This is a genomic window from Paenibacillus sp. 1_12 (assembly GCF_900114475.1).
In the GTDB taxonomy this organism is placed as follows: domain Bacteria; phylum Bacillota; class Bacilli; order Paenibacillales; family NBRC-103111; genus Paenibacillus_S.
Genome location: NZ_FOTE01000018.1, coordinates 81,113 through 108,029, shown reverse-complemented (window position 1 = coordinate 108,029; position 26,917 = coordinate 81,113). Strand labels below are relative to the sequence as shown.

Below are 26,917 nucleotides of genomic sequence, written 5' to 3'. Positions count from 1 at the left end.
TAAAAATGCACATATTGAATCTTTCCACGCTATTTTGGAGGCCGAATGCTATGGGAGGCATGAATTCGAAACATATCCACAGACCTATGAGATCGTCACGCAATTCATTCAAGACTACAATCAGCAGCGGATTCACGGGAGCATTTACGACTTGTCGCCCTATGAATATATCGATGCTTTAAAGAAAAACGAGGTAAAACCTAAATCTATTCAGGTATAAGACACAAAAGACTAAGCAAAACATAGCAATTTCAAGCAATTCTATGAAACCCGCTGATTAAGAGGTATAGTGTCCAGCATTAGGGTGTTGAACCGGTCTTATATGACGCTTTACCTTCTAGATAAGCCAGGACAGCTTCTAATTTCTCTTCAGTTGAGTATTTAGCCAAAAAACTACACCTCCAATTGTTAGACTGTGTCTAACAATTGGGGTGCAGTTCAATTGATCTACCAAAACTTAGAGCTTCACAATATTACAGAAATACAAGAAGGAGCCGCGCTGGGCATAACTGCCCTCTGTCGGGTGCCGCAAGCGTCGCATACCTCCGTCATCAGCAGGGGCTTGCTGAATTTGCGCAGATCATAACGCTCCAGATCTCCGGGAGCCAGGTCGTAGAAATGGGTTGGGATATAATCAAGCTTCTCCAGCGCTTCTCGGGACATGCTGTTCATGAAATTCATGGTGGTCGCAAGCGTCGTTGCCTCAGGCGCGCCAATCAGGGTGGACAATCCCGCTTCCTCGAATGCATCTGCCACCCGGACGGCAACCTCATTGAGTTCCTGGAAGGAGCACACCGCAGATGCGTAATCAGTGGCATTGCTCGGCTCATTCTGAATGCTCAGCCATCTGATATTCAACCCGTATTCCTTGGTATAGCGCTCCACCCAGGTCTTCAGATACAACGCCAGGTCATCATAATGCTCCGGCCGCACATGCCCTCCCTTGACAGCGGAGCCGTTATCCTTCATCCAGGCCGGAGGACTCCAGGGAACCGCCGCAACACACTTCAGTGTCCGTCCGGCGAAGTAATATACCCGATGCTGCACAGGGTCCAGCACTGAGCTAAACGGTACCACATTCTGCTCCTCCGTCAGCTGGACCATCTGCCCGTCCCGGAAGCGGAAGGTGTATAATTGCATCTCTCCCGTCCGGTTTGAGGCCAGCAGCATGTACTCATTGCTCATGCCTCAATCAAGGTTTTGGTAAAATAAGGATGGTATGTGTCACCTGAATCATCTGCACCATTTCCGCCCCGGTCTGTTCTGTTCATCCTTGCCGGAGGTCATAGCGGAGTAGTAAACGTCACCCTTCATCAGTCAAGACTCCCAACATACGTTATCAGCGCCCTTGCCTGGATTGGACTTAAGCAGCGCCTTTATTTCAACTTGGCATATTCGGCGTTAAGCTCCTCCAGGCCCTTCTCTCCGCCGGCCTTCAGCCATTTTTCCACTTCCTTCTTCCATCCGGCTTCATCAATTTCTCCCAGGATAAACTTCATTCTGGCGTCGTTCTTAATTTTATCCAATTCTCCGCTCTTCTCGGTGAAGGTGGGGGACTGAGTGGACAAAGCCGGATTGGATATGGCAATGTCTACGTTATCCACGTTCATTTGCTTTACCTTATTGTTCAAAGGGGTGCTCTTTGCTTTTAATGTGGGAATCTCATCACCGATGATGGACAATTGCGGGATCGGCGCTCCATCCTTCTGACTTAAGGCTTTCTCCTGCTCCGTTCCCACTACCAGGCCGTCCTCCAGATGGTAATGCATCCCTTCAATTCCAAAGCCGAGCAGATTGGCAACATCCTTCTCGAACATTTTGTCAAAGAAGCTCAGGATGCCTCTCATTTGCTCCTCTGTCTTGACCGAGTTCTTCGGGAACATGAAGATGCCGTTATAGCCCGGAGAAGCCATGATCCGTTCCCCCTTGGGCCCTTGAATTCTGGAAACTACGCCCACTTGACCGTTGGGATTGGTTTTCTTGATGGCGGCATCGTGGGTAATTGCATCGCGGATTGAAGTGGATATGAATCCCCCCCCTTTGCCGCCTTCGAACAAGGCCTTGGATTGACTGGATTCCGTCACGGCAAAATCCCCATTCATCAGCTTTTCATCATACAGACGCTTCATAAACTTCATGGCGTTCAGATGCTCATCGGTGAAGAAGCTGGGAATCAGCTTGCCATCCCGTTTCTCATATTCGTTGCCCGCTCCGAAAAAGCCTGCCAGCATGTTCAAGTCGTTGAAGCCCTTGCGGGAAATCAGCCCATAGGTATCGTTCTTCCCATTGCCATCCGGATCATTCAGAGCAAAAGCTTTGATCACATTGTACAGATCATCAAGCGTCTTGGGCTCCTGGAGCCCTAGCTTATCCAGCCAGTCCTGCCGGTAAACAAATCCGCCGTTGGCCAGCACTCTGGAACGGTAAAGCGAATAATACTTGCCGTCATGCGAGGCATTCTTCATGACATCCTTATTCAGCTTGGTACTCAGATTAGGATAATCCTTCAACATCGGTCCAATCTCCCAGAACGCTCCCGAACGGATACCGCTGACAATGCTCGGTGCATAGATGCCACCGTCAATATGCGACACGACCGTTGCCTGAGGCAGGTCGCCGGACGCAAGGCTGACCGACAGCTTATCCTTGTATGCTGCATCAGGCACCCAGGTAATGTTCAGCTTGGTATTGGTCAACTCCTCCAGCTTCTGGATAATGGGGTTGTTCTTGGGCGCCTCGGTTGAGTAGTAAGGCATCATCATCGTGATGGTGGTTGGCCCTTTGGCAGCGGTTCCCGACGATTGCCCAGCCATCGACCCTTCCTGCCCTCCAGCGTCTTTGCCGTCTCCGCAGCCCGCGGCAAGCCCGGCCGATACAGTCAACACACAGATGACGGGCAACAGCTTCCCTCTTTTTTGCTTAGTTGTCATGACAACATCTCCCCTTGATTTTTATAGTGTATTGTTAAAGCCGCATCGATGGATGCTTAGCCTTTAACCGAGCCTAGGAGCACCCCTTTGGCGAAGTGCTTTTGCAAGAACGGGTATACCAGGAGAATGGGCAGATTGGCAAAAACGATAACAGCGGACTTCAGCGTTTGCTCCGGTGGAAGAATGAATTCAGACCCCATCTCCTCCGCATTCCCGATACCTCCCTGGGACAAAATGATAATCTGCCGCATCAGCACCTGAATCGGCCAGCGGTCGGGATCGTTCAGATACAGAATCGGTCCGAGGAACGCATTCCAATGTCCTACGGCATAGAACAGCGAGAACGTGGCAATGGCAGGCATGGACAGAGGGATGACAATCCGTGCCAGAATATACAGGTCATTGGCGCCATCCATCTTAGCCGACTCCTCCAGTCCCTCGGGAAGCTGCTGGAAGAAATTCTTGATCACAATGAGATTGAACGCACTGATGGCGCCGGGAATAATGACAGACCAGTACGTATTCAGCATACCCAATTGCTTGACAAGAATGAAGGAGGGAATCATCCCCCCGCCGAACATCATGGTGAACAGCACCAGCATCATGATGCGGGACCGCCCGATCAGCGTCTTGTGCGCCAGGGGATAGGCCATCAGCGTCGTCATGGCGATATTGACCAAGGTTCCGAAGACGGTGATAAAGACGGTATTGCCCATGCTGAGGATAATCGTATTGGTGCTCAAAATATAGGAGTACGAATTCCAGGACAGAACCGTGGGAAACAGGATGAAGCTCTTCTCCCGTACCTCCTCCGCCGTAGTGAGGGAAGCGGCGATCAGGTGAATAAAGGGAGTAATGGTTGCCAGGGCTAACAAACTGATCAAGACATAATTGATTACCGTGAACACTCTACTGCCCCATGTGCGGTCGTGAATCATCGATGTTGCTCCTTTCTTGTAAACTCCGTTAGTAAACGCCCTCTTCGCCGAATTTCTTGGCTATTGTGTTGGCCGCGACGATCAGCACCAGGCCCACCAGTGAATTGAACAAGCCTACGGCTGTGGTATAGCTGAACAGGCCACGCTGAATCCCGTTGGTGTAGATGTAGGTATCGAATATTTCCCCCACCTCGCGGTTCATGCCGTTTAGCATCAGATAGATCTGCTCGAACCCGATATGCAGGAAATTCCCCAGCCGCAGAATCAGAAGGATGATAATGGTACTGCGGATGGCAGGCAGAGTAATATGAACCAGCTGCCGGAACCGGTTGGCCCCGTCCATTCTTGCCGCTTCATACAAGGAGGGGTCGACTCCCGCCAGCGCAGCCAGGAAGATGATCGTCCCCCAACCGGTTTCCTTCCAGATGACTTGTCCGGTGATAATCGTGCGGAACCACTCCTTGCTGAGCAGGAAGTTGATCTTGTCCCCGCCGAAATATTCAATGACCTGGTTGACCAACCCGCCTTCTGTGGTAAACATGATGTAAGTAATTCCCGAGATCACCACCCAGGAGAAGAAGTGGGGCACATAAATGAAGGACTGGGCCAGCCGCTTGAAGAATTCGTTCTTGATTTCATTAAGCATCAGCGCCACAACGATGGGAAGCGGGAAATAAAAGACCAGATTATAGAAGGCGATAACAAAGGTATTGCGGAACAGCTCCCAAAACGAAGGATCGGTGAAGAACCGTTCAAAATGCTTCAACCCGACCCACGGGCTGCCTATAAAGCCAATGTAAGGCTGATAATCCTTAAAGGCCAGCAGCACCCCCCACATGGGCACATATTTAAATACAATAAAGTACAGAAGCCCCGGCACCAGCATCAGATACAACCAATAATCCATTCTCACCTGGCGAGCCCTCTGTCTCCACACGGAGCGCCTGCCGGCGGCCGCTTGCGGGTAATCCGTTGCCGAAGATGCAGCTGTTTTGCTTACTTCCATCGTCCTTGCCTCCATCCATCCCAAATTCATATTTTTGTCTTGCGATGCCCTTATCGTAAAATGCCCTCGGCGGTTCCGGCAATAATCCGCGGCGGCTCAATAGGAGCCGCTTGCCGAATAGCCGCAAATTCAGCATTTTCTCTTTCCCTGGAGGCAGTGTTATCCCAGGCGGCTGTCCGATAATCTTAGACGGCTGCCAAATAGCCCCGCGAATCTATAATGTACAAAAAAACACGGGGGCCTCATCGGCCATCCGTGTCATATTGGGCACTGCGGTACTGTCCCGGGGTCATTCCCTCCATCTTGCGGAAGTAGCGGATGAAGTTCTGCGGATTCGTATATTGGAGCCGCTCGGCGATCTCCGATATCTTCATAGGCGTCTCCGCCAGCCAGGCCTTGGCGATCTTCAACCGGTACTGCGCCAGATAGTCTCCGAAGGTTATGCCGATCTCCCGGCGGAATACATGCCGGACATAATCGGGATGATAATTAATGCGCAGCGCGCAGCCCTCCAGCGTCAAATTCGTGTTGTATTCGTTGTGGACCATCTGAAGCAGCTCATCGGAAATCCGGCGGTGCTGGGAGTTTTTCTGCTCCTCCAGAAGCAGGATGGACGGATCTACAATGGATTCGTGGAACCATTCCACCATCTGATCCGGGGTTTGCAATTCAAATATCTGATCGAACAGCGATTTCTCCTCGCCATACAGAGCCTGCGGCAAGCCGCCCGCCTCCTGCAGCACCTTCAACAGATCGGTCAGCAGCACGATCATCATCATCTGGTATTCCCTGTGGGACAAGGGAACACTGAATATTTCCTGGGAAAACTGCTTCAGCAGTCCATAAGCCCGCTCCCGTTCATACAATTTGATGGCATCGGTCAGCTCGCTCTTGAGCTTCTCCGGGTATTCAGGAGCAATGCGGTGATTGGGCGATACATCCTCCATGTACAGAATGGACTCATATCCCAGCTTGATCCGGTAATTCAATGCGTTCAACGCTTCCTTATAGGCTCTCGCCGTATGCTTCAGATTGTGGAACGGCCGGCTGATACCGATACTCGCCTGGAATTTCAGATATTGCTTAAGCATCTGTTGAATCCGGCTTGCATGCTGATCAACCAGCTTCCCATGCTCCTCGGGCCGCTCGCTTCCCAGCAGGAGAGCTATGGATTGGTCTGTCACAATCGGCTTCAGCAGCCGATTCGCAGGAGGAACAAGCTCGGCGGCAATGTTGGCCGCGGCATACAGCAGCAGATTCCGGTCATTGTCTCCATACGCTGTGCCTTCCCAGGTATCAATCTGCACCACGATCACATTCATGTTTGTCCATAACGCCACCTGGGCTGCAAGCGGCTCCTCCAGCTCCTCCGGTCTGGCCTCGCCCAGAAACAGACGCATCATAAAGAAATCATTCAGTTGGTTGCGCTGGTATTGAAGCTCGTGGGTCATCTTCAGTTCGGTTTGTACATAATGTCTGACCTTTTCGCCGATCAGCTCAAATTCGTTCTTGCCCCTCAGCAATTCTTCCTCTGCCCGCGGAGCGACCACCTCTTCATAGAGCCGGCGGATAGGCACATAGATTCGCCGGGTACCAGGCAAAGAAACCGCAACACCCGCAGCAACCACGAACAGGCAGATGAACAGTGTAAACCACTTGATTGCCTCCGCTTCCCGGTTCATCTCCCGGACAGAAATGAAGGAAGCGTACGTCCAGCCGCTGTAGTCTGATTTGCTGAAGATCACATTATAGCTTTCTCCGCCTGCCCTGACGGGAATCAAGCCTTCCTCCCGCTTGCTCTCCTCGATTTGCTGTATATAAGGGGAAAGCTTGGCCAGCTGTTCCTCCTGCAGGGGCACAGTATCGTAAACCATGCGGAAATCCCGGTCATAAATAAACGGCTTGCCCATTCCCTGGCGCGGATTAAGATATTTGCTGATATCCTGCAGAGGAATCTTCAGGATGACAATGGCTACCGGTTCAAGAGAGGTGGCAGGAAGCGGCTTGACGAAATCGATGGTATCGTTATTGATTGTCCAGTAAGAGCCCCTCCGCGCATCGATCATCGTTGCCCAATCGGGCTCGTCCGGCGCGAAGCTCTGATATCCGCCGTTGGTGGTAAACTTCCAGCGGTAACGCAATTGCAGGAACTGGACATCGCCCGGTCCCAGGTCGAAGGTCTTGATTCTGCCCAAGCCTTCACGCAACTCATCAATCAACAATATGTTCTCGCTGCGGTGTACTTCCGTTACGTCGATGGACAGCAGCCTGGAGAGTGTGGTGGAGGAAGCGAATTGGATTACCGCGTTATCGGCTGTGCGAAGGGATTGCTCCACCCGCTGGCGCGTCTGCTCCAGCAATTGCAGTGAGCTGCTGTTTACCCTTTCCTGGATGGTATGGGAGGATCGGTAGTAGGAGAACATGCCGACGGCCGCAACGGGCAGTGCAATCAAGCATACGGCAAATAAGATCAGTTGGTTATAATATCTTGACTTAAACGCTTTCATTTCAGTCCTCCCGAAGATGCCGACTTAAGATGTCTCCGCCAACAGCTTAATCGAAAATCGCAGGTTCCGTCAATAATCCCAAGCGGCTATGAGGGGAAAAAAAGCGCGTTCTGCTTGGCCTTGTGGTAAAATCAATACGGAGTAAGGTGTGATGAGCCGTGATCCCATGGGAACTAAACAGGCCTGTGGCATGCGCGGCAGCGCCGAAATTCACTGTGACCAGAAAACGCTTCACGTGGAAGCCGGGGATTTGCTGTATATTCCTCCTGCTGTCGACTACTCGCAGAGCATCGAGAGCGAAGAGATTATTGTCATTCACTTCGACATGCACCAGATATGAGCACAACGCGCCAACGGCTACTGGCTTCATGGGCGGCGGTATGTCCGGGAAGCAACGAAGCGCAGGCAAGAAAAGGAGCTCCAAAACCAACAAAGGCAATAAGGGGCTCAAAAGCGTGCTTTGTCAGGTTGCATGGGCGGCTTCGAAGACGAAAAACTCGCGATTAGCGGCTTTACACAGCCGAGTCGTCCGACGACGAGGACCCAAGAAGGCCACCATGGCGACAGCCCATGTCATCTTAAAAATCTGCTATGTGATGCTGCGAGACAAAACCACATACCAAGAGTTAGGCGCGGAGTATTTACCCAAAAAGGAAAAAGGACTTGATTACTGGGTGAATAATATCAAGTCCATGGGGTATACGATCCATTTAGAGGATAGCCAATCTGTCTAACTTTCAAAAAAAATCTGAACGAAATTTTCGGGAGGTGGTTTTTTTGTGTCAAATGCGTGCAAACCCACCCTTAAAGATCATTTTCGTATAAAGTACACGAACCACTCACGGAAGCCAAGCCCTGAAGACCGCCCTGTGTGAAGCCGCTCATGCCGCCTCCAAAACCAAAACCTACCTAGGGGCAAAGTTCTGGTCTCTCGCCAAACGGAGGGGGACCCATAAGGCTACTGTGGCCACGGCTCACAAGTTATTGGTCATCGTCTATCATCTGTTGTCCAATAGAGAAGACTATGCGGATTTGGGAAATGACTACCTGACCAATCGCAACAACGAACGCCGGGAACGCCAATTAGTGAAGCAACTCCAAAAATTGGACTACTTGGTTCAGAAAAATCCCGCAGCCTGAATACCTGGAAAAACTTACATGAGGGCGCTCGGGCATTTGCATGCCTTTTTCCAAAAGAAAAAACTTCCATTTACTTGACAAACGCATCATGGGGCGTTCTTACATACTTCATTTTCATATCAAAAGATCGCTTTGTTCTGGCTGTAGTTCAAGAGGATCCCGACAAGAGTAGTGCCATGATTCAGTGCATGATGGATGAAATCGCCCGATCTGTCGATCCAAGCGCTTGGGACGCTCGATTCCTAGAATTCCTTCACCCAGAAAATCCAAATTCCATCATAATCGCAAGGTGAATTGTTGACCTTTGGCATCCTCAGCCTTAACCTGTTGACATTGATTTTCAAGGTGCGAAAGATGGGATAATATCATTTAAATGTAGAAATTATTGTAAGTATTCAGTGAACCTGCATTAGGAGACCAACAGCTGAATTTGGATATCACTTTTGTCGGTGTCTTTTTACATTCCTGTAATATCCATAAAACGCAGCAGCATAGTTAAAGCTTCCCCACGAGCAGCATTGTTGCCGGGAGCGAAGGTGCCGTCGGGATTCCCTTCTGCGATGCCCAGGCTGTATACTGCGGCCACCGCTTCCTCTGCCCATCCGCTGATCTCGGACGCATCGGTGAACGGGAGAGACGAGCCTGCAGCGACCCCTGCACCACCTGCTGCTTCATACGCTCTGAAAATCATCATCGCCATCTCCTGGCGAGTAACCGCATCATCGGGCCGGAAGCTGTCTCCATCGCCCTGGATAATACCTGCTGCGGCTGCCGCTCCTACTTCTTCTTCATACCAGACTCCCGGCTCCACATCAGAGAAAGACGCTTGCGCTCCTTCCAGTTGCAGAATGCGGGACAGCAGTGCCGCGAGTTGGGCACGGGTGATGGTGTCATCCGGAGCAAATTCATCTTCGCTTACACCGTTGGCAATTTGCCATGCCGCCATCACCTCCACCGTCCGCTGCGACCAGTGGTTCGCCATATCGCCGAAAGTTTTCACTGACTCTATGGACAAGACCACCGCTTCCTCTCCAGCTAAAGCAACTGCAGGTATTATCCATTCGGTGCCTTCATCCTGGAGCACAAGCGGTTTACCAGCTTCCCTGGCCGCTTGAATGACTGCTGCGGGCTGCACCACCGATTTGCCGCCCGGCTTCACCGCCCAAACCGCTGAGATCAAGAACCAGTGCCTGATTGGCTGCATCTCGCAACACTGCCACTGCTTCCTCCTCATCTACGGTCAGAGAATGAATGTCTTTCCTACTGTCGGTTTCGTCTGTATCGGAATCAGTACCTTGTGGTGGTGGAGCAAATACGTAGCCTACGGCGGAGATGGGCACCGCACTCACCACATGGGAATACGAGTTCTTTCCATCCGCACCGGTGGCTTTTACGGTGAAATAATACGTTGTGCCGTTGCTGAGTCCGGTGACGGTGTAATGATATACCGACTGATATACCGACTGATATACCGACTGGTATACCGATTGTTGTACCGACTGCACTTCTTCACCGTAAACTCCGGCAGTTACACTCTGATAGATGGTGTACCCCGTTGCCCCGATTGCGGGTTCCCAACTGAGAGCAACCTGAGCATCACCGACTGAATCAACTCTCAGAACAGGCGTTCCCAGTACTACTTCGGTTGGCGGAAGCTCGACCGGCAGGGTGATGACGATGGTGTTGTTCTGGCCCTTAGAGAAGTCTGCTTCAACGGTCTTGGTTTGGCCCAGTGCGGTTGCGGTGATATCATATTGGCCGTAATATCCCCTGGTGGTGAATTTGCCGTCCGTGCCGGTTTGGCCGCTTTCCTGCGTCCACCACTTGTTGTATACCAGATCAAGATACTGCTCTCCGGATGCTTTGAGCGTCCAGTCATCGTTCAGAATTGAAGCATTTTTCAGCCAATGCATGCCGCTGTGAAAGCCCCACATGTAAAATCCGTTTATATTCTCAATGCTAAACGACAGGATCATCATATCTCGGGTAAAGCTGGATTCATACTCCCTGTCCTTGCTAATTCCAGCTCCCATATCGAATTCGGTGATTTTCATTTCTTTTCCATATGCAGCAAACTCCATGAGATCGGCATACACATCTTCTATGTCCGTGTAATTGTCTCCAATATGACTCTGAATACCGATTCCGTCAAATTCAACCTGGTTATCCACCATTGAATCCAGCACGGCTTTTAGTGCGGACACCTTGGACGGATTCAAGCCGATAATCCCCGTCTCGTTTAAATACAGCTTCGCCTGAGGAGCATATTCCCTTGCCCATTGAAACCAATCCTTAATTATAATGTTGCCGTATTTTTCGCGCATGGCCCTGTTGGACAGTGTTTCGTTAAGTACATCCCATTCATCAATCACATGGGGCGCCGATTGAAGAATACTCTGGAAATGTCCTCTAATCCTGGCTTCCAATCCAGTTCTGTCGTCTTGCGCCAGCATCTCCGCCATATCCTGAGGTATGGACGAGTTGGGTGTCCAACCGTTGGGGAAGCTTCTGTCCCATATTAGTGCATGGCCCCTTAAGCTCTTAAGCCCTAATGATGCTGCTGCGTCCACAAGGTCTGCGGCTTTCTGTGGATCATTCTCATACGGCACCCATTTATGCTCAGTTTCCAGAACAGCCGAGTTAAACAGGGCGGCTACTGCAGCCCTTGCCCGTACAGCTCTCAGATCATTGGCCAACAGTTTAGCGTTAATCGCTGATCCCCATTTAAATTCATGCTCGACCATATTCACGTCTACCTGAGCGCCCTCAACCGGGTTTCCGTTTTGATCATTTACAACGATGTTGATATCACCCTTTCTGTTCTGCTCAATTCTGTCCCATGCATCTATGCGCCATGCTTTATCCTTGCTGAATACGCCTCGTCCATCACTTCTTTTCATAATGGAGGAGGACGGCAGCTTGTCAAACGCAACCTGATTTTCATAATTTATCAGCTCATACCCGCCGAATTGTACGGTTTGCAGGTGATACCCCAAGCGAATGCATAAGCGTGGATACCCAGCCTTGGCTATAAACGGCAGATATACCTTGAGCCATCCTTGCCCCGCAAGGGTTACCACATTTTCTGCAAGCGCTTTCGAATTTGGCGGTTGATCCATCTCTACGATAGTCTGCACCATGCCTGTGCCGTCTTCCTTAGAAGTTTCCAGTGTTCTCATATAAAACACCAGCAGCATATTGTCTCCGGCTGTATAATCAGTGCCCTCCGTCATGTTGTCCAATACAAGCTGATAGTTCCACGGATTTTCCGGAGCCGAAATGACATCGGCTTGCCACGCGGTAGTAAAGGGCATTTCCGTTACCGGGACGATATCCAGTTGGCCGTATTGCGAACCTGTGACGCTGGCGCTAATCAAGTCGCTCTGGTTCTTGACGACCCTCCCCGGAGGAAGCTTATTAAATTGGGTTTCGGGGTCCGTCTTTGAATCATCATTAAACTCTCTGTCATAGAAAATTAAATTCTCATAACCTTTTCCCGTGTCCGCAACAACCGGGATCGGCCTTCTGCCTTCTTTTGTAACCCTCGTCTCGAAGGGAAGAAGTCCTTCGGTTTTGGTTGTTTTGGTTATTGTAATGTCATCGATGAACAAGGTGGAGGCGGCGCTTGTACCGACACTGCCTCTTTGGTCAATGCCAAGCTGAGTAATGGTCCCATTCTTATGCTCATATTCCATCACAAGCTTGGTCCAGGTATTCGGCGGCACATCAACTGCAGCGTAAGTTGCGGGCGAAGTTGCATATGCTGTGCCTATTGCCCCATAAGCTCCTATTGATACGCCGGTAGCAGCCTCATCCTTGGAGTAAACCCAGGCCACAACCGTAAATTTATTGCCCAGATCCGACTCCAAGAAAATATTCTCCAGCTTAACCCTGTGATAAGAAGCTGTGCGATTTCCCATTCTGAGGCTCTTGCCTTCACCGGTTGTGTGATCCACCTCTGTCGAAAGCGATACATACTCAGCCTTGTATGCACCGCCCATAACAAAATCATGATTAACCTCAAAAGTTTCCCGGTCATCAAATATCAGTTGTCTCACGATGCTGCTGTTGGCAGATGCAACACCGCCAAAAAAGGAAGAAAACGGAATCACACTTAAAATAACCGCTAAAATAAATGCTGTAAGCCTTCTCATTAATCCGCGCCCCTTTTTGCCTTAATATATGGATCAACCGAATGCGCCAGCAGCAATCCCATGACAATAAGCGTATTAGCCTATGCAAGGGATAGCATCTGGACGCTTCGGAATGAACCTTCAACCTGCCGATTATTTCTTGCCGTTCTTGTTATACCATTCGGTAGCTTCCTTGATAATCTTATCGCCGCCTTGCTTCTTCCACATGGTCACAAACTCATCGAAAGACTCCATCGGCTGTCGCCGACTATCATCTTGGCAACGGCCTCCAATTTTTTGCTTAATCTGATGGATCATATTTGGCGATGAATCCCTCCTAGTATGAAACCCTGCGCTCCGGTAAAGCTGCATGCTCGCTTACGCCATATTAGCTCATGACTGATACCCATTTTACTGCCCGAGGAATGCCACATGCAAAGTCTTAGTTCCAAGCAGCTACCCCTCCACCGTCTCCGGCAGTGAGCTGAAATCGGGCACCTGGGCCAAATACAGATTGCCGTACCCGGACATGTCACTGGTAAACAGCACCTTGCCGCCGGCAGCGTCGAACCGCGGATGAATATGCAGCTTCTGCACATGGCAGCTGCCGCGGTGGGCGCATAAGGTGCGCGGCCCGGAGAAGTCTTTGCCCGTTCTCTGCCAAAGCCTGACCGACGTTCCCGCCTGTCCGTCGCCTACGATCAGCTCAAAATCGTTGGAATGAACATGCCCGTTACGAAACGGAAAGCTCTCTTCCTCCATCCCCGTATTATCGTAGCGGACCTTGCCAAAGAATCTCTCTCCTCCGCGTGAGCCGTGATAGCCGATGCTTAGCCCATCGGCATGCCAATACTCATGACCAATGGTTTCTTCGGGCGTAGTACGCGGGCGGATCATCCAGGTGTGCCCGGTGTCCATATTCAGTCCCCAAATCCGGTTTTCTACCCGGTTCCACGGCCCCTCGTGACAAAAGGTCAGCAAGTGGGCCTGGGTTGGCGAAGTATTGACGTGAGCGAGAAAGACCTGATTCTCGTAGATAATATCAGTTGCACCGCTATCCGTGGAAATGCGGATGATCCGGCTGATGGGCTGATGCTCGAAGGTTTCCTTATTAGGGTAGTCCGCCGATTTCGTGCGGTCCAGCTTCAGATGGGCGGGCAGCTGCTCATGAATGCTGGTGCATACATACTTGCCATCAGCGGTCACATTCATGATGTGTCCCCGGAACTGCTCCGGCCGTTCGTACAGAACCCGTTCGTTTAAGCTGTCCAAGTCGATGGCCATAATCTTGCGTCCCTGCCAGAAATAAGCTTCCCTGCGCCGCGGATTAAGGCAAGCCGTCAAGTTGTCGATGTTGTCCCCCGTGTCCGTCAACTGTGTGATCTCTCCATTACGCAAGTCAATCGAGAACAGGTCGGAGCGGTTCCCGCGGTCCGAGCCGAATACCAGCTTATTGCCTTGGTCATACCAGCCATTGTTGGTGAAATACAGGTGATGGCTATGCCCCTTGTAATTCGTCAATTGCGTCACTGGCACGCCGGTGTCCATATCATTATACGTGCTCCATTCCGGCGCCCAGATCTTTCCTTTGCCCATGTCAATCCCCTCCCTCTCTTATCCCGCTTCTGCCGATTACGGTAATCCGCTGCAAGCATTGGGTACCCTTACTATAGAGTGTTCCTTGGTTGGTTGAAATGGACTGCCTTTCGTTTTTACTCCCATCATTTATTCAGTTTTTGATATAATGAAGAAAAATCGTGAATGAGAGGTGCAGGATGCCGGAGCTATTCGCCTTGTCGCGCTTGGCAAGACTGGATGTCAAATGGGCCAAACGGTATTTGGGCTCGTTGTTTGCCTTCAACCACAATGAGCATTGCAATCCTTTTTTTGAGCTGCTTATCGTGTTTGAGGGGCCGATTTATTTGCAGGTCGGATTAAATAAGCTGGAGCTGCTATCGGGGGAATGGTATTTGCTGCAGCCCTGGGAGACACATACGATGTGGAGGGAGGTCCCGGACAGCGCAGGGTTTTTCTGGGCACAGTTCACAGCCGACCCGAGCCTGCGCTCTGTGGAGGATGGAGGGCATTTAGCAGAGGAGCTAAAATCCGGACAGCTGCACCGGCAGGATCTGCGCACTTCTGAATTCATTGCTCACGACCCACTTTGGATTCCCCGTCGGCATGTATTGGAGCGCCGTTACGAAATATTAAGCCTGTTCGAGCAATTGCTGGACTACCAGAACGACCCACGGGGCTTCTTCCGGTTCAACTCGACCTTACTACTTGGGCAAATCTTGAGCAAATTGGCGGGGCAGTTTCTGGAGCAAAGCGTCACGGGAAGAGTTATTCCCGCTTCCTTTGCCACATACCGGGCAATCGTCCGCTACCTGGACGAATATTACTACAGATCGCTGACACGGGATACGCTGGAGAAGCAGTTCCATCACAACTACGTGTACTTGTGCCAGCTGTTCAAGAAATATGCGGGCATTTCGATGCAGTCCTACATTCGCGAGCTGCGGGTAGAGCGGGCCAAGTATTTGCTGGACAGCTCCTCCCAGTCCATAGCCCACATAGCCGGGCAAGTCGGCTTCTCCGATCCGTATTATTTCAGCAAGGTGTTCAAAGCGATTGCAGGCCTGAGTCCTAACGAATTCAGGAGAAATTCAGGACCCTCAAGCTGTAGATGACGCCCTTTCGGAGAAAGGGCTCCCCTTCCCCCGGTATTAGATCCTTTCTGATTTACTTGAGTGTTGCGAATTTAGCATGATGTTGCCGCTCACGTAAAATGACGGCTTAGAAATCAACGACAATGGCGGTAGAAGCCGAGTGACAACCCGCCAACAGCGTGAGACATGTACCGCCAGCCAAACAAGCAAGCAAAAAGCAGATGCCACTCGTTGTGAATACGAGCAGCATCCGCCAATCGTTGGGGATGATGGGGATACGGAGAGGTTAACTCGTAACGCCGCGCTGCCGGTCCATATCCGCCAGCACCCGGACCACATCGGCTTCCTCAATCACCTCCAGATTGCGAGCCGTGGCGTCCAACAGAATCTGGTTGCCGATCTGGTTGACCACGCGGGGCAAACCTTGGCTTGCCGCAAACAGCCGATGAAGGGCTCTTTCGGCAAATACCGGCTTCTGGGTTTGGCTGACGCTCATGTGGTGCCGGACATACGCGCTGGTTTCTTCCTTGCTCATCGGACCCAGGTGGTATTGCAGCCCGATGCGCTGCACCGTCGCTTCGTACTTTTTGAGCCGCAGCAGCTTGCGCAACTCGGGCTGACCCACCAGAATCAAGGGAAACAGCAGGGTAGAATCGATGTTGGTGTTCAGCGCGAATCGCAGCTCCAGCAGCATCTCTTCGCTCATCTCATGGGCTTCATCAATGATCGGCACAATCGTTCGTTCTCCCGGTACACAACGGCTTTTCACCGTCTCCTACCATAGCTTACGAGCCTTGGATACCGTGTCGACCGGTTCGACGCCCAGTGCCTCCAGCAGGCCTCCGTAGAATTCCCGCGGCTTGAGCGTGGCGTGGCACAGATAGATCGGCAGGTAGCTCATGGGGTCCAACGTCACAAACAGCCACAGCCTTTACGTACCGCTTATTACACTCTTGATGTTGCTGCTGCGCCTTCTTCCATTCTACATCGAGCAACTTTTTGAGTTCTTCCTCTGTTCGGATCCGCAGTTCAAGCTGCTGCAGATTTCGCAAATCTTCTGGAATGACCATTATCACCTGTTCGTAGAATGCCTTTTCCGTAGCATGTTCTGTCTTCTTATTATTGGATCGGTGTGTTAATTCATCCTTTTGCTGACGAAGAGCTGTCAAATTGCTATCCAGCGTCTCAAGAGTCTGCTTTTGCTGAACGAGCTCCGCATTTACTTCCTTCAAAAGCTTTACCTTTAATGATGATTATCGGGCCTTGATAAAAAAAGGTAGTTAGATAAACCTTGCCTTCTCAAAATAATCAGTGGGAAGGATGGTAGTCTATTCATACTTGTGTACCCAACCAATAGAGCTAAGATCCAAAATTATTCAGTGAAGAGTCGCCGCGGCCGCAGTCGTTCGACTTGTAAGAATGCTTGTGGTAAGTCAGAAAATATTTGTTCGTGATATAGATCAAGCCAATTCAGACTTGGACCTAGCGTATTACACTTTACATTATCTCTCATTTTATTCTTTGATTCCATTCTTCCCTTCTTCGATCGATTTGTTTACATAAATCTGGGGAAATCCTCCTGATTGTTTCTCTACATACTTCGAGATTTTCGAAAAGATTCTTTAAATAAATCATTTCGTCCTTATGCCGATTGAAAAATTCATTAACGGAATGCTTTATTCTTAAAATTAGAGAATGTCTACGTTTCATTTGTTGTTGTTCTCTATATCTGTTAATTATTGAGGAGCATCCTTTGCACCGAATTGTTGTAGCGCTGCAACCAATTTTCATTGAAACCGTCGTCAATGTTATGTCTCCATCAGATTCCAATAATTCACTACAAACATTTTCAATAATACCAGCCAAATCTTTGTCTTGTTCTATCGTTGGTGATATAGAATAGTTATTAGCAATATAAGCTAAGATCACTCTTGAATGATACCTATGTAATAAATAGTATTCATCATTTCCCCAACATTCCCAATGTTGAATTTCATAAATTTTTGTACCTGCTTTAATGTTTTCAATAATTTTATCAATTTTTGTCTCATCTATATCCTTTTCAGTATATTTAGCAATATCCGCATTTTTCCCCCTTGAGGAAAAATATGCAATGATTCGGAGGATCCTATTTCGCTTTAGCCCAAATACTCTTTCCCTTTCTGGCCAAGTTAAATTAGCAATGTTAAAATTTGAAAGCACCTCAAATCCCTTTATAAAATACGTCCTTTCAAGTAATTTTTTGTTAGAGTCTATGGCATATTCACAACCACAATCCGGACAGATTAAATAACGCTTTAGGCTTTGACCATATCTCTGGGCATTCTTTGTTGTGGTTGAAAGCAATTTCCCTTCTACTCCAAAACTTTTACACCAAGGTGCATCACATCTTAGTGTTTGTTTTGATTTATCTTCTTGATTTAAATAACAAAATAAATGAATTACAAACCCCTTTGCCTCATCGCTTCAAAAAGCACAACTGTCGCTGCCATCGCCGCATTCAGCGACTCAGCTTGACCCTGCATGGGAATCCGGATACGCTCTGTCGCCAGACTGGATACCTGGGGAGATACTCCCTGACCTTCGTTACCTATAACGAACCAGACCGGACGGGAAAAGTCGAAATCATAGCAGCTTGCTGTTGCCTGTAGGCTGGTTGTCACAATAGCAACCCCTTGCGAAGCGGCTGAAGGCAGCCATTCTACCAAATCGCCTGAAGCGATCGGTAAATGGAATATCGAGCCCATCGTGGAACGTACGGTTTTCGGATTATATAAATCCACGGTGCCCTTCCCCAGTAAGACTCCGGTAGCACCTACAGCATCCGCGCTGCGAATAATCGTGCCCAGATTGCCTGGGTCCTGCACGCCGTCGATAACTACAACAAGGCTCGGTACTAAAGCCGCGGCAGTGGTTATATGCTTCGTATCTTGTCCAGCTTCCCTATCACTCTCGTAGGGCTGAAGCAAATCCTGGGGTCTCCAGCTCAACTTTGGCAGCACAGCAAATACGGCTTGTGGCGTTTGCGTGTCCACACATTTACTTAAAACCGCATCGCTGACGGCAATACATTCCACCCCGGCGCTGACAGCGTTATTCAATAAATTCGAGGGCAGCGCGTGCTGCCGCTCCTCCGCGTATACGAGCGTATCCATCTTGACACCGGAAGCCAATGCTTCCTGCACCAGATGTACGCCTTCGATCATATATTGCTGCTGCTGATCCCGTCCTTTTTTGTCCAGCAGCTGTGTCCACGCTTTGACTCGCGGATTGTGTACAGATGTAATCAATGCTTTTCACTGCTCCTCATCATCCTGCTATTCCGCGAACGTCTTTTCAAAATTTTGCAAATCTTCATTGTTCCCAACAATAATTAAAATATCTTCAGCATCGAGCAAGTCATCAGCACTCGGAGCAATATTCATCTTGGCACCTGTTTTGATTCCGATAACGTTACAGCCATATTTGGCTCGAATGTTCAACTGGCTTAAACTTTTTCCAATCATCGCTCGGGATGCTCTAAGTTCAACAATGCTATGGTCCTCAGACAGCTCGATATATTCAATAATATTTGTGGAAATTAAATGATGCGCTACCCGCTGGCCCATATCCCGTTCCGGATAAATAACTTTATCGGCACCCACTTTTTTCAACACTTTGCCATGAAGCTCATTTTGCGCCTTCACAATAACGGTAGGCACTCCGATTTCTTTGACGATGATGGTGGTGAGAATACTTGCTTGAATATCATCCCCGATCGCGACAACGACAACATCAAAATTGCGCAGCCCCAATGCTCTGAGTGCCTCTTCATCTGTCGAATCCGCCTGCACAACATGGGTAACGATAGACGATATTTCGTGGATCCGTTGTTCACTGCTATCAATAGCTAATACTTCAAAGTCTAAGCCTGACAAGGTTTTGGCAACGCTTGTGCCGAAACGACCCAAGCCAATAACGGCAAATTGTTTTTTCACGGACAACGACCACCCTTCTATAAATCACGGTTTGACTTCATATCAGAACAACTTTCCATTGTATTTTATTATACCATAAAATGATTTCTCCATAATCAAGCATGAACGACAGCGATTTGGCACATATTAATTCAAGTAAATTCAGTAAGCAAAGTGAGGAACCAATCTATGAACATTTCCCTTAGAGAAGCCATTATTCAACGTGTGACGGATAAAAATGATGATGAGCTGACAGGTATTATCGAGGATTCTGTTGGTGGCGCCGAGCAGGTACTTCCCGGTTTGGGTGTATTGTTCGAGATCATTTGGCAGCACAGCGAAAAAAGCGCTCAATCGCAAATGGTAACTGCTTTAAAGGAGCACTTGGTTTAGAGGCATTCGTCTACAATGAGCAGATTGCACAAAAGCCACTATCGGTATCCGAATCCTGCTATCATTCGAAAGCAGCTCGGACCGTAGTGGCTATTTGTATTAATATCATATTCTTTAACCAGTCAATGATTAAAGATTAGTCCAATATACCTCGAACCAATCCGCTTGGAAGCGGCAAAGGTTTCTCGCACGTGCTTTGCATAACATAATGTTTACCTTGCTCGGACGCATCGTGGAAGCCATGCATCGCCTCAAGCACATGGTAGGCAAGCTCACCATTCGCACGATTCAATCTGCCGTTACGAATAGCGAAAGCCATATCCAATACGCCTAAACCACGGCTGTTATCCGTATAACCGTGAATTAGCGGCACTTCACTAAATTCCTTCGCATCATGACGACGTACTAGTACAGGACCACCAAATGTGTTCGGGTCCGGTACACTCAGCGTACCTTCGCTGCCATAAATTTCAATCCGTGGCACTTGCGAACCGCCAAAGGAATCAAAGCTCGTAATAATTGTTCCAATAGCGCCGCTATGGAAATCGAGTACGCCGGCAACATGTGTAGGTGTCTCTACCTTGATTTTTTGTCCAAATTTTGGAGCGCTGGTGATGGTCCGCTCAGGATATGAGATTTTAGCGGAACCCGTTACACGTTGAATAGGGCCCAGCAGAGCTACGAGAGCAGTCAAATAATAAGGACCCATATCGAACATAGGGCCGCCACCCGGTGCATAATAGAATTCAGGATCCGGGTGCCAATGCTCGTGACCGCGACCGATCATGAATGCGCTGGCAGCGATCGGAGTTCCAATCCAACCATCGTTGATCAGCTTGATGCAGGTCTGGATTCCGCCGCCAAGGAATGTATCCGGTGCACTGCCTACCAATAGTCCTTGCTTCTTCGCAGCAGCCAGAATACGTTGTCCCTCTTCACGGGTTACAGCCAGCGGCTTTTCTACATACACATGTTTACCTGCTTCAAGTGCCTGTATGCATACATCAGCATGAGCTGCTGGAATCGTCAAATTAATGACCAGATCAATATCCGGATCAGCCAACAGCTCGGCTACTGAGCAAGCTTTGGCAATGCCGAACTCTTCCGCACTTGCTTCTGCTCTTGCCACGTTCAAATCAGCGCATGCCGTTACCTCCAAAGCCGAAAATGTTTGGCAGTTTTTAAAATAAATAGCGCTTATTTTCCCGCATCCGATAATACCTACACGTACTTTTTCCATTTCAAATGCTTCCTCTCTGGTTCTTGATTTTGATTAAGTTATTTCATTGCTTGACTAGACCTAGACCTGGCTATCGCCCATACCTGAGTATGCGGCAGAAGCAGAAGCCTTGGTACTTGCTTGAGCCTTACCCTCTGCCGCCCATAAGAGGCCGCGACGCATAAGCAATTTAACCTGAGGTATGTCGATAATGTTTGCTTGATGACCAAGCGAGTTGTAGTATACGCGTCCAACTCCCCAGCGTTTAGTCCAGACCACTGGCATATCGACTGCTTTATTCAAGGAGTGTGGGCCTTCTACCACAGGAAATCTCGTTGTTGCCAATACCTCTACGGCTGGATCCACGTGCAGGTAATACTGCTCGCTGGATACTGTGAAATCTTCAATTCCTTCTACGAGCGGACTCGTACTGCCCTTAATATTGACTACATATTCGACACCATCATTGCCCGGATGTGCTACCCAGTTGCCGCCGGTCATAAACTGCCAGTCGACATTATTACGGAAGGAATCACACATACCACCATGGCAGCCTGCAAGTCCAACTCCGCTTTGTACGGCTTCCGATACATTTTTGGCGTACTGCTTATCAATCTCGCCCATGGTCCACACAGGTACAATCAGGTCTAGTCCCAACAGCTTATCAGCATCGGCAAAAGCCTCCAGCGTATCGGATACCTCGACTTCAAAACCTTCTTCCTCTAAGACAACACGAAAAATTTCAGAAACTTCCTTAGGCTGGTGACCTTGCCAACCGCCTTGAACGATCAATGCTTTTTTCATTCTATACGCTCCTTTGAACTAGTAGGATTGGATGATTGCATACTCTCATAAGAATCATTTCAACAGCTGAGCGTTTGCTTGAGCAAACTTGCATCGTAAGCATAATTTCTGAAGCATATATAGACGCGCAGCGTGATTTAATTTACTAAACTCTTAGACTTCGTCTATTCGAACCCAGCGGCGTTCTGCTATCGAGCGATCGACGGCTTCCAGAACCTCTTGGCACTTCACGCCATCAACAAAATTAGGCACAGGCTGACGGTCTTCTTGAAGCGCTTGCATGAGCTCGACAACCTCATGGATAAACGTGTGCTCATATCCGATGGTATGACCGGCTGGCCACCAAGCGTCCATATAAGCATGAGAAGGATCGGTCGCCAATACACGACGGAAGCCCTGAACATCCTCGGCGTCATCTGTAAAATATACCTGCAATTCATTCATCCGCTCGAAATCGAATTTCACGCTGCCCTTGCTGCCGTTAATCTCGAATGAATTCGTGCAGCGATGTCCTGGTGCAAACCGCGTCGCTTCAAAGCTTCCCAGAGCTCCATTCGCAAAACGGCTCATAAACAGTGTCGCGTCATCGACTGTAACTGGACCCTTAGGTGCATCCTTACTGCCCTTCGCGCTCAAGCCTGTCATGGATGTAGGCTCCGGTCGTTCTTTAATGAACGTTTCGCTCATCCCGATCACTTCGGTCATGCCGCCGATCAAATAGTGAGCCAGGTCAATCAGATGCGCGCCCAAATCTCCATGAGAGCCGGAGCCGGCAATTTCCTTTTGCAATCTCCAAACCAGTGGGAACTCCGGGTCAACAATCCAATCCTGCAGGAACCAAGCGCGAAAATGGTAAATTTCTCCTAATCGGCCTTCATCGATTAACTTCTTGGCCAGCATTACAGCCGGTGCAAAACGGTAATTGAAGCCAACCATATGCTTCACGCCTGCATCCTCTGCTGCTTTCAGCATTTCCCTGGAATCTGGCAGCGTCAGCGCCAGCGGCTTCTCGCAGAACAAATGCTTGCCAGCCTTAGCCGCTGCTAGGGCAATTTCCATATGCGCATTACTTGGCGCATTAATATCGATCACATCAATATCGTCACGATCTAACATATCGCGCCAATCGGTCACATAACCGTCCCAACCGAACTGTTCGGCTGCCTGAGCCACACCCTCTTCGTCACGGCCACAGATCAGCTTCATAACTGGCTTGGCAACCTTCGGGAAAAACATATGTAAATCACGGTAAGCATGGCTGTGCGCCTTGCCCATAAATTTATAACCAACCATCCCGATATTAATCTGCTTCATACTCAATCTGCCTCCTTCATCATTTCACACTGGACTATCATCTGAAATTGGGTGCACATGCCCTCACTGAATGGGCTGAACCACCCGTAAGCCTGACTTAGCTGTGTTCAATTTATGTGATTTTGCTGCATGATTGTCTGACCACAAGCTCGGTGTCCAGCTTAACTTGAAAGCTGCCCTGCTCACCATTCACTTGAGCAAGCAGTCGCTCCGCTGCCAGACTGCCCATATCATAGAAAGGAACCGACACGCTTGTGAGCGGCGGGTCTGTCACTCTGGCCGCATCGGAGTCATCGTAGCCAACGATGGCAACATCTCTCCCGGCTTCCCAACCCAGCTCACGAAAACCTTGCATAAGACCTATGGCCATCCGGTCGTTCGCCGCAAATATCGCATCGATCTCATGCCTGCGTTCATACAATACTGCCGCCATCCGGTATCCGCTGGTGCGGCTGTAATTGCCTTCGTAATATAAATTACGAACAGCCTCCGCGTTCTTTCCCGCTTCCCCCATTGCCCTTCTATAGCCCTCATAACGATCCGCACTATTGGAAAATTGCGAGGAGCCATTCAGAAAAGCGATTTGCTTATGTCCTTTATCCATCAAATGCTTGACCGCGCGATAACTGCCGCCGATGTGATCCGCGTCGACTTCATTGAAGCTTTCACCGGTAAAATGCTGATTGACCAGACAAAAGTGATGCCCTTCCGACTCCAGTGTCTTCAGCTGTTCCCTTTCCTGCGGGGTATCACTAGCTCCCAGAATAATGCAGGCATCCACCTTTTGCGAGCGGAAGCGTTCAATGTAATCGCTCTCTTCATCAAGCGAACGAAACGTAAGCAGCAGATCGTAACCCTTATCTTTCACCTTGGCGCCAATACCGCTTAACACTTCAGAAAAATAATACGTCGAGAACAAATGAACCTTTGGCAAAAAGGGAAGTATAACGCCCAAATTTCCGCTTTTGCGGCGGGCAAAGCTCTGAGCTATCGCGTTGGGATGATAGTTAAGTGTTTTGGCAGCTTCCTGCACTCGCAGCTTCGTCTGTGCCTTCATTGGCCCTACACCATTAAAAACACGGGAAACTGTAGCCTCGGATACACCTGCCAGCTCAGCAACTTCCTTCCTGGTTACAATAGGACGATCCCTCCTTAAAGTTTTCGTAGAAAACTGACTTCGTAAGCATCCACCTTAAAGTTTTCGTAGAAAACTGACTTCGTAAGCATCCACCTTAAAGTTTTCGTAGAAAACTAGCAAGATGCAGTGAATAAGTCCCGCTGCGCGACCGAAGTATTCTTCCGATTGCTGTTGTTTCCAGATTTATTCTATAAGATATTTAGCGGTTAAATTCCGGAAACAAAGGCACCGCTCCGCTATCTCCAGAACACCACGGTCGCTTCGCTCATTTATTCATCACACTCTTACAGTTTGTAGGCAAACTGAATGACTGAATGACTGACTAACCTCTTTAAAATTAGGCTTAGTATCTACGCACAACATTCAGAAAACTGACTTCACGAGCAATATCTTATAGTATATTTATACACAATGTACACGCGTACATTTTCTCATGGGATGCTTCCTATGTCAATACATAATCTGCAAGTCTTACCTTCATTCATTTCACGATTTTGTCCAGCATCTTGTTGAAGCGCATGGCGGAACCATCGAGACCAGCAGCACACCGGGAATCGGCTCCAGCTTTCTGATCTCTCTTCCCAAGGAATCCTAAATTGTTGCTTGCTATTCTATAGAAAAGAACGTATAATTTCGACTGATAATAATTATCATTATCGTTTTACATACAGAGGGATCCGTACGCTGGAGGTGTCAAAAGCAGCACAGCAATCCTATGAGAAAAATCCAAGCCACTTCAAGTATGAAGCTCTTTTCCTTTAGCCTTATCATTATTATTGCGTTGTGTGGATTATTGGCTGCTATGTTTTTGGCGATATCCTATGGAGCCAAGGAGATGACACTTAGTACCGTTTGGACAGCCGTGATCGATTATAATCCCAAATTGACTGCTCACCAGATCATTCATGAGCTCAGACTTCCTCGAGTAATAGGGGCAGCGGTCATGGGGGCAGCATTTGCCGTCGCTGGAGCTTTAATGCAGGGTGTGACACGTAATCCGCTGGCGGATGCGGGAATACTGGGAATTAACTCAGGTGCTACCTTTGCCGTCGCTCTTAGCTTTGCGTTTTTCCCTAATTTGCCCTATTCGGCTTTAATTGTGCTCTCTTTCAGCGGGGCTGTACTGAGCACGCTATTTATTTTCATGCTGGGCAGATCCTCGGCCGGCGGGCTAACCCCCTTAAGACTAACCCTTGCAGGCGCAGTGGTAGCTGCTCTGCTTCATTCACTGAGCTCTGGGATCGCGATTTATTACAATTTGGCTCAGGATTTGGCTTATTGGTATGCCGGCGGCGTTGCCGGAGTCAAATGGGTACAATTGAAGCTGCTAGTACCGGTTATTTTGATTACTATCGTGTGGGCCTTTACGCTTGGACGTTCAGTCTCGCTGGTTTCTTTGGGTGATGATGTCGCGCTGAATCTCGGGGTCAATACGAAACGGATCCGGCTGCTTGGCATGACCGCATCAGTGATTCTTGCCGGGGTATCGGTTTCAGCCGTGGGTGCGATTGGCTTTGTTGGGCTGGTTATCCCGCACATGGCACGCAAGCTGGTCGGTGTTGATTACCGATTGATCATTCCCCTCTCTGCGATATTGGGTGCTGTGCTGCTGGTTGTAGCCGACATGGGTGCCAGAATGGTCAACCCGCCCAGAGAGCTTGCACTTGGCATTATGGTCGCTATGGTCGGCGTTCCTTTCTTTCTTTATCTAGCTCGTAAAGAAAGGAGGAGCTTATAGATGAAACGGCAAGCACCGACACGTGAGAAAAAAACAATTCAGATCGGGATCATCCTGCTCATTATTGGCATGTGTGCCATCTTGATCAGCTTGAACACAGGAACCATACGGCTCGCTCCCTTTCAGGTGATCCAAACCTTTTTGGGTCATGGCAGCCCTGATGACAAATTGGTTTTATTCGAATATCGCCTGCCGCGAATTTTGATCACAATGCTGGCAGGAATCGGCTTAGGTGTTTCTGGAGCCATCTTACAAGGGTTGTCACGCAATCCGTTGGCTGATCCCGGTATTCTCGGTCTTCATGCAGGGGCCGCTTTTGGTCTGATTGCATTCGTTAGTTTTTTTCATTCGATGAAGGATACTTCCGCACTTCTGATTCCTTTATTTACTTTGATCGGTGGTATTTTGTCAGCCTTTCTGATTGTGATTCTAGCTTATGACCGTCAAAGAGGTCTCCTGCCTATTCGCTTAATTCTAATTGGAATTGCAGTTGCTGCGGGATTTAGTGCCATCACGTTGTTTTTATCGCTTCGTCTGGATGAAACGACCTATGCATTCACCGCAAGGTGGCTGGTCGGAAATGTCTGGGGACGGGATTGGATTCACGTCTATGCTCTGCTTCCATGGATTCTCATTTTTGTTCCTTACAGCTTCTTCCAGACGAAAGCATTAAATGCATTTTCGCTCGGGGACGAGGTGGCCACCGGTATTGGAACCGCCGTACGCAAGCAGCGTTTGCTGCTTCTGGCTACTGCCGTAGCTTTATCCAGTGCAAGTGTAGCGATGGCAGGAGGAATCGGGTTTATCGGCTTGGTTGCACCTCATCTTGCACGCCGCTTGGTCGGACCGATGCACCAACACTTTTTACCGATAGCAGGCCTTATAGGTCTCGTGATTCTCGTTGTGGCGGATACGATAGGGCGCTCCTTATTCCAGCCTAATGCCATTCCTGCAGGTGTTGTAGTCGCCGCTATCGGTGCTCCCTATTTCTTATATTTACTTACCAAATCCAAATAAAACTCAATATTAAGG

26 protein-coding genes are annotated in these 26,917 nt (G+C 49.1%); 7 read left to right on the top strand and 19 right to left on the bottom strand.

What is annotated here, in order from left to right:
• Positions 1 to 220 (top strand): integrase core domain-containing protein (locus BM210_RS27580; protein WP_143101108.1); only part of this gene is annotated, 220 nt, incomplete at its 5' end.
• A gap of 245 nt (positions 221 to 465) precedes the next feature.
• On the opposite strand, the gene BM210_RS27575 is transcribed toward BM210_RS27580, so the two are convergent.
• The 6 genes from BM210_RS27575 to BM210_RS27555 all read right to left on the bottom strand — a co-directional run bounded on the left by BM210_RS27575 (position 466) and on the right by BM210_RS27555 (position 7,381).
• A complete protein-coding gene (locus tag BM210_RS27575; RefSeq protein WP_143101107.1) occupies positions 466 to 1,185 on the bottom strand; it encodes a glycoside hydrolase in 720 nt (239 codons plus the stop codon).
• 191 nt (positions 1,186 to 1,376) lie between these two features.
• The gene (locus BM210_RS27570) at positions 1,377 to 2,930 is read right to left on the bottom strand and encodes an extracellular solute-binding protein (protein WP_091175514.1); all 1,554 of its coding nucleotides are present in this window, start codon (positions 2,928 to 2,930) and stop codon (positions 1,377 to 1,379) included.
• A 56-nt stretch (positions 2,931 to 2,986) separates the two neighbouring features.
• A complete protein-coding gene (locus BM210_RS27565; protein ID WP_091175512.1) occupies positions 2,987 to 3,868 on the bottom strand; it encodes a carbohydrate ABC transporter permease in 882 nt (293 codons plus the stop codon).
• Positions 3,869 to 3,896: 28 nt separating this feature from the next.
• Positions 3,897 to 4,775 carry an ABC transporter permease gene (locus tag BM210_RS27560; protein WP_371263559.1) on the bottom strand — a complete coding sequence of 293 codons (879 nt, stop codon included), beginning with the start codon at positions 4,773 to 4,775 and terminating at the stop codon, positions 3,897 to 3,899.
• Complete coding sequence (locus BM210_RS35870) at positions 4,717 to 5,010, bottom strand: hypothetical protein (RefSeq protein WP_256224096.1); 294 nt, start codon at positions 5,008 to 5,010, stop codon at positions 4,717 to 4,719. The genes BM210_RS27560 and BM210_RS35870 overlap by 59 nt, the downstream gene beginning before the upstream one ends.
• 106 nt (positions 5,011 to 5,116) lie before the next feature.
• Positions 5,117 to 7,381: a helix-turn-helix domain-containing protein gene (locus BM210_RS27555; RefSeq protein WP_091175509.1), complete on the bottom strand. Its 2,265-nt coding sequence runs from the start codon at positions 7,379 to 7,381 to the stop codon at positions 5,117 to 5,119.
• 151 nt (positions 7,382 to 7,532) lie between these two features.
• On the opposite strand from BM210_RS27555, the gene BM210_RS35050 reads away from it, so the two are divergent.
• Positions 7,533 to 7,721, top strand: coding sequence for a hypothetical protein (locus BM210_RS35050; RefSeq protein ID WP_091175508.1), 189 nt, complete (start codon positions 7,533 to 7,535; stop codon positions 7,719 to 7,721).
• A 40-nt stretch (positions 7,722 to 7,761) separates the two neighbouring features.
• Complete coding sequence (locus BM210_RS34435; protein ID WP_218184983.1) at positions 7,762 to 8,115, top strand: transposase; 354 nt, start codon at positions 7,762 to 7,764, stop codon at positions 8,113 to 8,115.
• A gap of 863 nt (positions 8,116 to 8,978) precedes the next feature.
• On the opposite strand, the gene BM210_RS27540 is transcribed toward BM210_RS34435, so the two are convergent.
• The 4 genes from BM210_RS27540 to BM210_RS27530 all read right to left on the bottom strand — a co-directional run bounded on the left by BM210_RS27540 (position 8,979) and on the right by BM210_RS27530 (position 14,250).
• Positions 8,979 to 9,659 (bottom strand): S-layer homology domain-containing protein, encoded by a 681-nt coding sequence (locus BM210_RS27540; protein WP_177238033.1) that lies wholly within the window; start codon positions 9,657 to 9,659, stop codon positions 8,979 to 8,981.
• The gene (locus BM210_RS27535; RefSeq protein ID WP_091175503.1) at positions 9,613 to 12,675 is read right to left on the bottom strand and encodes an endo-1,4-beta-xylanase; all 3,063 of its coding nucleotides are present in this window, start codon (positions 12,673 to 12,675) and stop codon (positions 9,613 to 9,615) included. Before BM210_RS27535 ends, BM210_RS27540 begins: the two co-directional genes overlap by 47 nt.
• A 132-nt stretch (positions 12,676 to 12,807) precedes the next feature.
• Positions 12,808 to 12,972: a hypothetical protein gene (locus tag BM210_RS35045; protein ID WP_177238032.1), complete on the bottom strand. Its 165-nt coding sequence runs from the start codon at positions 12,970 to 12,972 to the stop codon at positions 12,808 to 12,810.
• A gap of 138 nt (positions 12,973 to 13,110) precedes the next feature.
• Complete coding sequence (locus tag BM210_RS27530; RefSeq protein WP_091175502.1) at positions 13,111 to 14,250, bottom strand: oligogalacturonate lyase family protein; 1,140 nt, start codon at positions 14,248 to 14,250, stop codon at positions 13,111 to 13,113.
• A 179-nt stretch (positions 14,251 to 14,429) separates the two neighbouring features.
• On the opposite strand from BM210_RS27530, the gene BM210_RS27525 reads away from it, so the two are divergent.
• Positions 14,430 to 15,344 carry a helix-turn-helix transcriptional regulator gene (locus tag BM210_RS27525; protein ID WP_091175500.1) on the top strand — a complete coding sequence of 305 codons (915 nt, stop codon included), beginning with the start codon at positions 14,430 to 14,432 and terminating at the stop codon, positions 15,342 to 15,344.
• Between the two features lie 265 nt (positions 15,345 to 15,609).
• Here BM210_RS27525 and BM210_RS27520 read toward each other — a convergent pair whose 3' ends face one another.
• The 5 genes from BM210_RS27520 to BM210_RS27500 form a co-directional block, all read right to left on the bottom strand.
• Positions 15,610 to 16,056, bottom strand: coding sequence for an ExeA family protein (locus BM210_RS27520; RefSeq protein ID WP_091175499.1), 447 nt, complete (start codon positions 16,054 to 16,056; stop codon positions 15,610 to 15,612).
• A gap of 52 nt (positions 16,057 to 16,108) precedes the next feature.
• Entirely contained in the window at positions 16,109 to 16,555 is a 447-nt protein-coding gene (locus BM210_RS27515; protein WP_091175497.1) for a hypothetical protein, read from the bottom strand.
• A gap of 277 nt (positions 16,556 to 16,832) precedes the next feature.
• Positions 16,833 to 17,669: a hypothetical protein gene (locus BM210_RS27510; RefSeq protein WP_091175495.1), complete on the bottom strand. Its 837-nt coding sequence runs from the start codon at positions 17,667 to 17,669 to the stop codon at positions 16,833 to 16,835.
• Positions 17,670 to 17,764: 95 nt separating this feature from the next.
• Entirely contained in the window at positions 17,765 to 18,613 is an 849-nt protein-coding gene (locus tag BM210_RS27505; protein ID WP_256224091.1) for a TrmH family RNA methyltransferase, read from the bottom strand.
• A 27-nt stretch (positions 18,614 to 18,640) separates the two neighbouring features.
• Entirely contained in the window at positions 18,641 to 19,300 is a 660-nt protein-coding gene (locus BM210_RS27500) for a potassium channel family protein (protein WP_091175521.1), read from the bottom strand.
• A 168-nt stretch (positions 19,301 to 19,468) separates the two neighbouring features.
• On the opposite strand from BM210_RS27500, the gene sspI reads away from it, so the two are divergent.
• Positions 19,469 to 19,672: a small acid-soluble spore protein SspI gene (gene sspI, locus BM210_RS27495; RefSeq protein ID WP_091175494.1), complete on the top strand. Its 204-nt coding sequence runs from the start codon at positions 19,469 to 19,471 to the stop codon at positions 19,670 to 19,672.
• 136 nt (positions 19,673 to 19,808) lie between these two features.
• On the opposite strand, the gene BM210_RS27490 is transcribed toward sspI, so the two are convergent.
• From BM210_RS27490 to BM210_RS27475, 4 genes are all read right to left on the bottom strand, one after another.
• Positions 19,809 to 20,912, bottom strand: coding sequence for a Gfo/Idh/MocA family protein (locus BM210_RS27490; protein WP_091175492.1), 1,104 nt, complete (start codon positions 20,910 to 20,912; stop codon positions 19,809 to 19,811).
• Positions 20,913 to 20,972: 60 nt separating this feature from the next.
• Positions 20,973 to 21,695 (bottom strand): ThuA domain-containing protein, encoded by a 723-nt coding sequence (locus BM210_RS27485; RefSeq protein ID WP_091175490.1) that lies wholly within the window; start codon positions 21,693 to 21,695, stop codon positions 20,973 to 20,975.
• Between the two features lie 153 nt (positions 21,696 to 21,848).
• Positions 21,849 to 23,009 carry a Gfo/Idh/MocA family protein gene (locus BM210_RS27480; RefSeq protein ID WP_091175488.1) on the bottom strand — a complete coding sequence of 387 codons (1,161 nt, stop codon included), beginning with the start codon at positions 23,007 to 23,009 and terminating at the stop codon, positions 21,849 to 21,851.
• Positions 23,010 to 23,121: 112 nt separating this feature from the next.
• Entirely contained in the window at positions 23,122 to 24,147 is a 1,026-nt protein-coding gene (locus tag BM210_RS27475) for a LacI family DNA-binding transcriptional regulator (protein ID WP_091175487.1), read from the bottom strand.
• 742 nt (positions 24,148 to 24,889) lie between these two features.
• Between BM210_RS27475 and BM210_RS27470 the strand changes: the two genes are divergently transcribed.
• Positions 24,890 to 25,885: a FecCD family ABC transporter permease gene (locus BM210_RS27470; RefSeq protein WP_256224094.1), complete on the top strand. Its 996-nt coding sequence runs from the start codon at positions 24,890 to 24,892 to the stop codon at positions 25,883 to 25,885.
• A complete protein-coding gene (locus BM210_RS27465; RefSeq protein ID WP_091175484.1) occupies positions 25,886 to 26,902 on the top strand; it encodes a FecCD family ABC transporter permease in 1,017 nt (338 codons plus the stop codon).
• Positions 26,903 to 26,917 lie beyond the last annotated feature (15 nt).

Excerpts from the sequence above, each read along its gene's own strand:
- BM210_RS35870 (WP_256224096.1), bottom strand. The coding sequence starts at position 5,010 with ATGCTGAATTTGCGGCTATTCGGCAAGCGGCTCCTATTGAGCCGCCGC.
- BM210_RS27560 (WP_371263559.1), bottom strand. The coding sequence starts at position 4,775 with ATGGATTATTGGTTGTATCTGATGCTGGTGCCGGGGCTTCTGTACTTT.
- BM210_RS27535 (WP_091175503.1), bottom strand. The coding sequence starts at position 12,675 with ATGAGAAGGCTTACAGCATTTATTTTAGCGGTTATTTTAAGTGTGATT.
- BM210_RS27490 (WP_091175492.1), bottom strand. The coding sequence starts at position 20,912 with ATGGAAAAAGTACGTGTAGGTATTATCGGATGCGGGAAAATAAGCGCT.
- BM210_RS27470 (WP_256224094.1), top strand. The coding sequence starts at position 24,890 with ATGAAGCTCTTTTCCTTTAGCCTTATCATTATTATTGCGTTGTGTGGA.
- sspI (WP_091175494.1), top strand. The coding sequence starts at position 19,469 with ATGAACATTTCCCTTAGAGAAGCCATTATTCAACGTGTGACGGATAAA.
- BM210_RS27465 (WP_091175484.1), top strand. The coding sequence starts at position 25,886 with ATGAAACGGCAAGCACCGACACGTGAGAAAAAAACAATTCAGATCGGG.
- BM210_RS34435 (WP_218184983.1), top strand. The coding sequence starts at position 7,762 with ATGTCCGGGAAGCAACGAAGCGCAGGCAAGAAAAGGAGCTCCAAAACC.
- BM210_RS27570 (WP_091175514.1), bottom strand. The coding sequence starts at position 2,930 with ATGACAACTAAGCAAAAAAGAGGGAAGCTGTTGCCCGTCATCTGTGTG.
- BM210_RS27575 (WP_143101107.1), bottom strand. The coding sequence starts at position 1,185 with ATGAGCAATGAGTACATGCTGCTGGCCTCAAACCGGACGGGAGAGATG.
- BM210_RS27530 (WP_091175502.1), bottom strand. The coding sequence starts at position 14,250 with ATGGGCAAAGGAAAGATCTGGGCGCCGGAATGGAGCACGTATAATGAT.
- BM210_RS27565 (WP_091175512.1), bottom strand. The coding sequence starts at position 3,868 with ATGATTCACGACCGCACATGGGGCAGTAGAGTGTTCACGGTAATCAAT.
- BM210_RS35050 (WP_091175508.1), top strand. The coding sequence starts at position 7,533 with ATGAGCCGTGATCCCATGGGAACTAAACAGGCCTGTGGCATGCGCGGC.
- BM210_RS27480 (WP_091175488.1), bottom strand. The coding sequence starts at position 23,009 with ATGAAGCAGATTAATATCGGGATGGTTGGTTATAAATTTATGGGCAAG.
- BM210_RS27555 (WP_091175509.1), bottom strand. The coding sequence starts at position 7,381 with ATGAAAGCGTTTAAGTCAAGATATTATAACCAACTGATCTTATTTGCC.
- BM210_RS27485 (WP_091175490.1), bottom strand. The coding sequence starts at position 21,695 with ATGAAAAAAGCATTGATCGTTCAAGGCGGTTGGCAAGGTCACCAGCCT.
- BM210_RS35045 (WP_177238032.1), bottom strand. The coding sequence starts at position 12,972 with ATGATCCATCAGATTAAGCAAAAAATTGGAGGCCGTTGCCAAGATGAT.
- BM210_RS27525 (WP_091175500.1), top strand. The coding sequence starts at position 14,430 with ATGCCGGAGCTATTCGCCTTGTCGCGCTTGGCAAGACTGGATGTCAAA.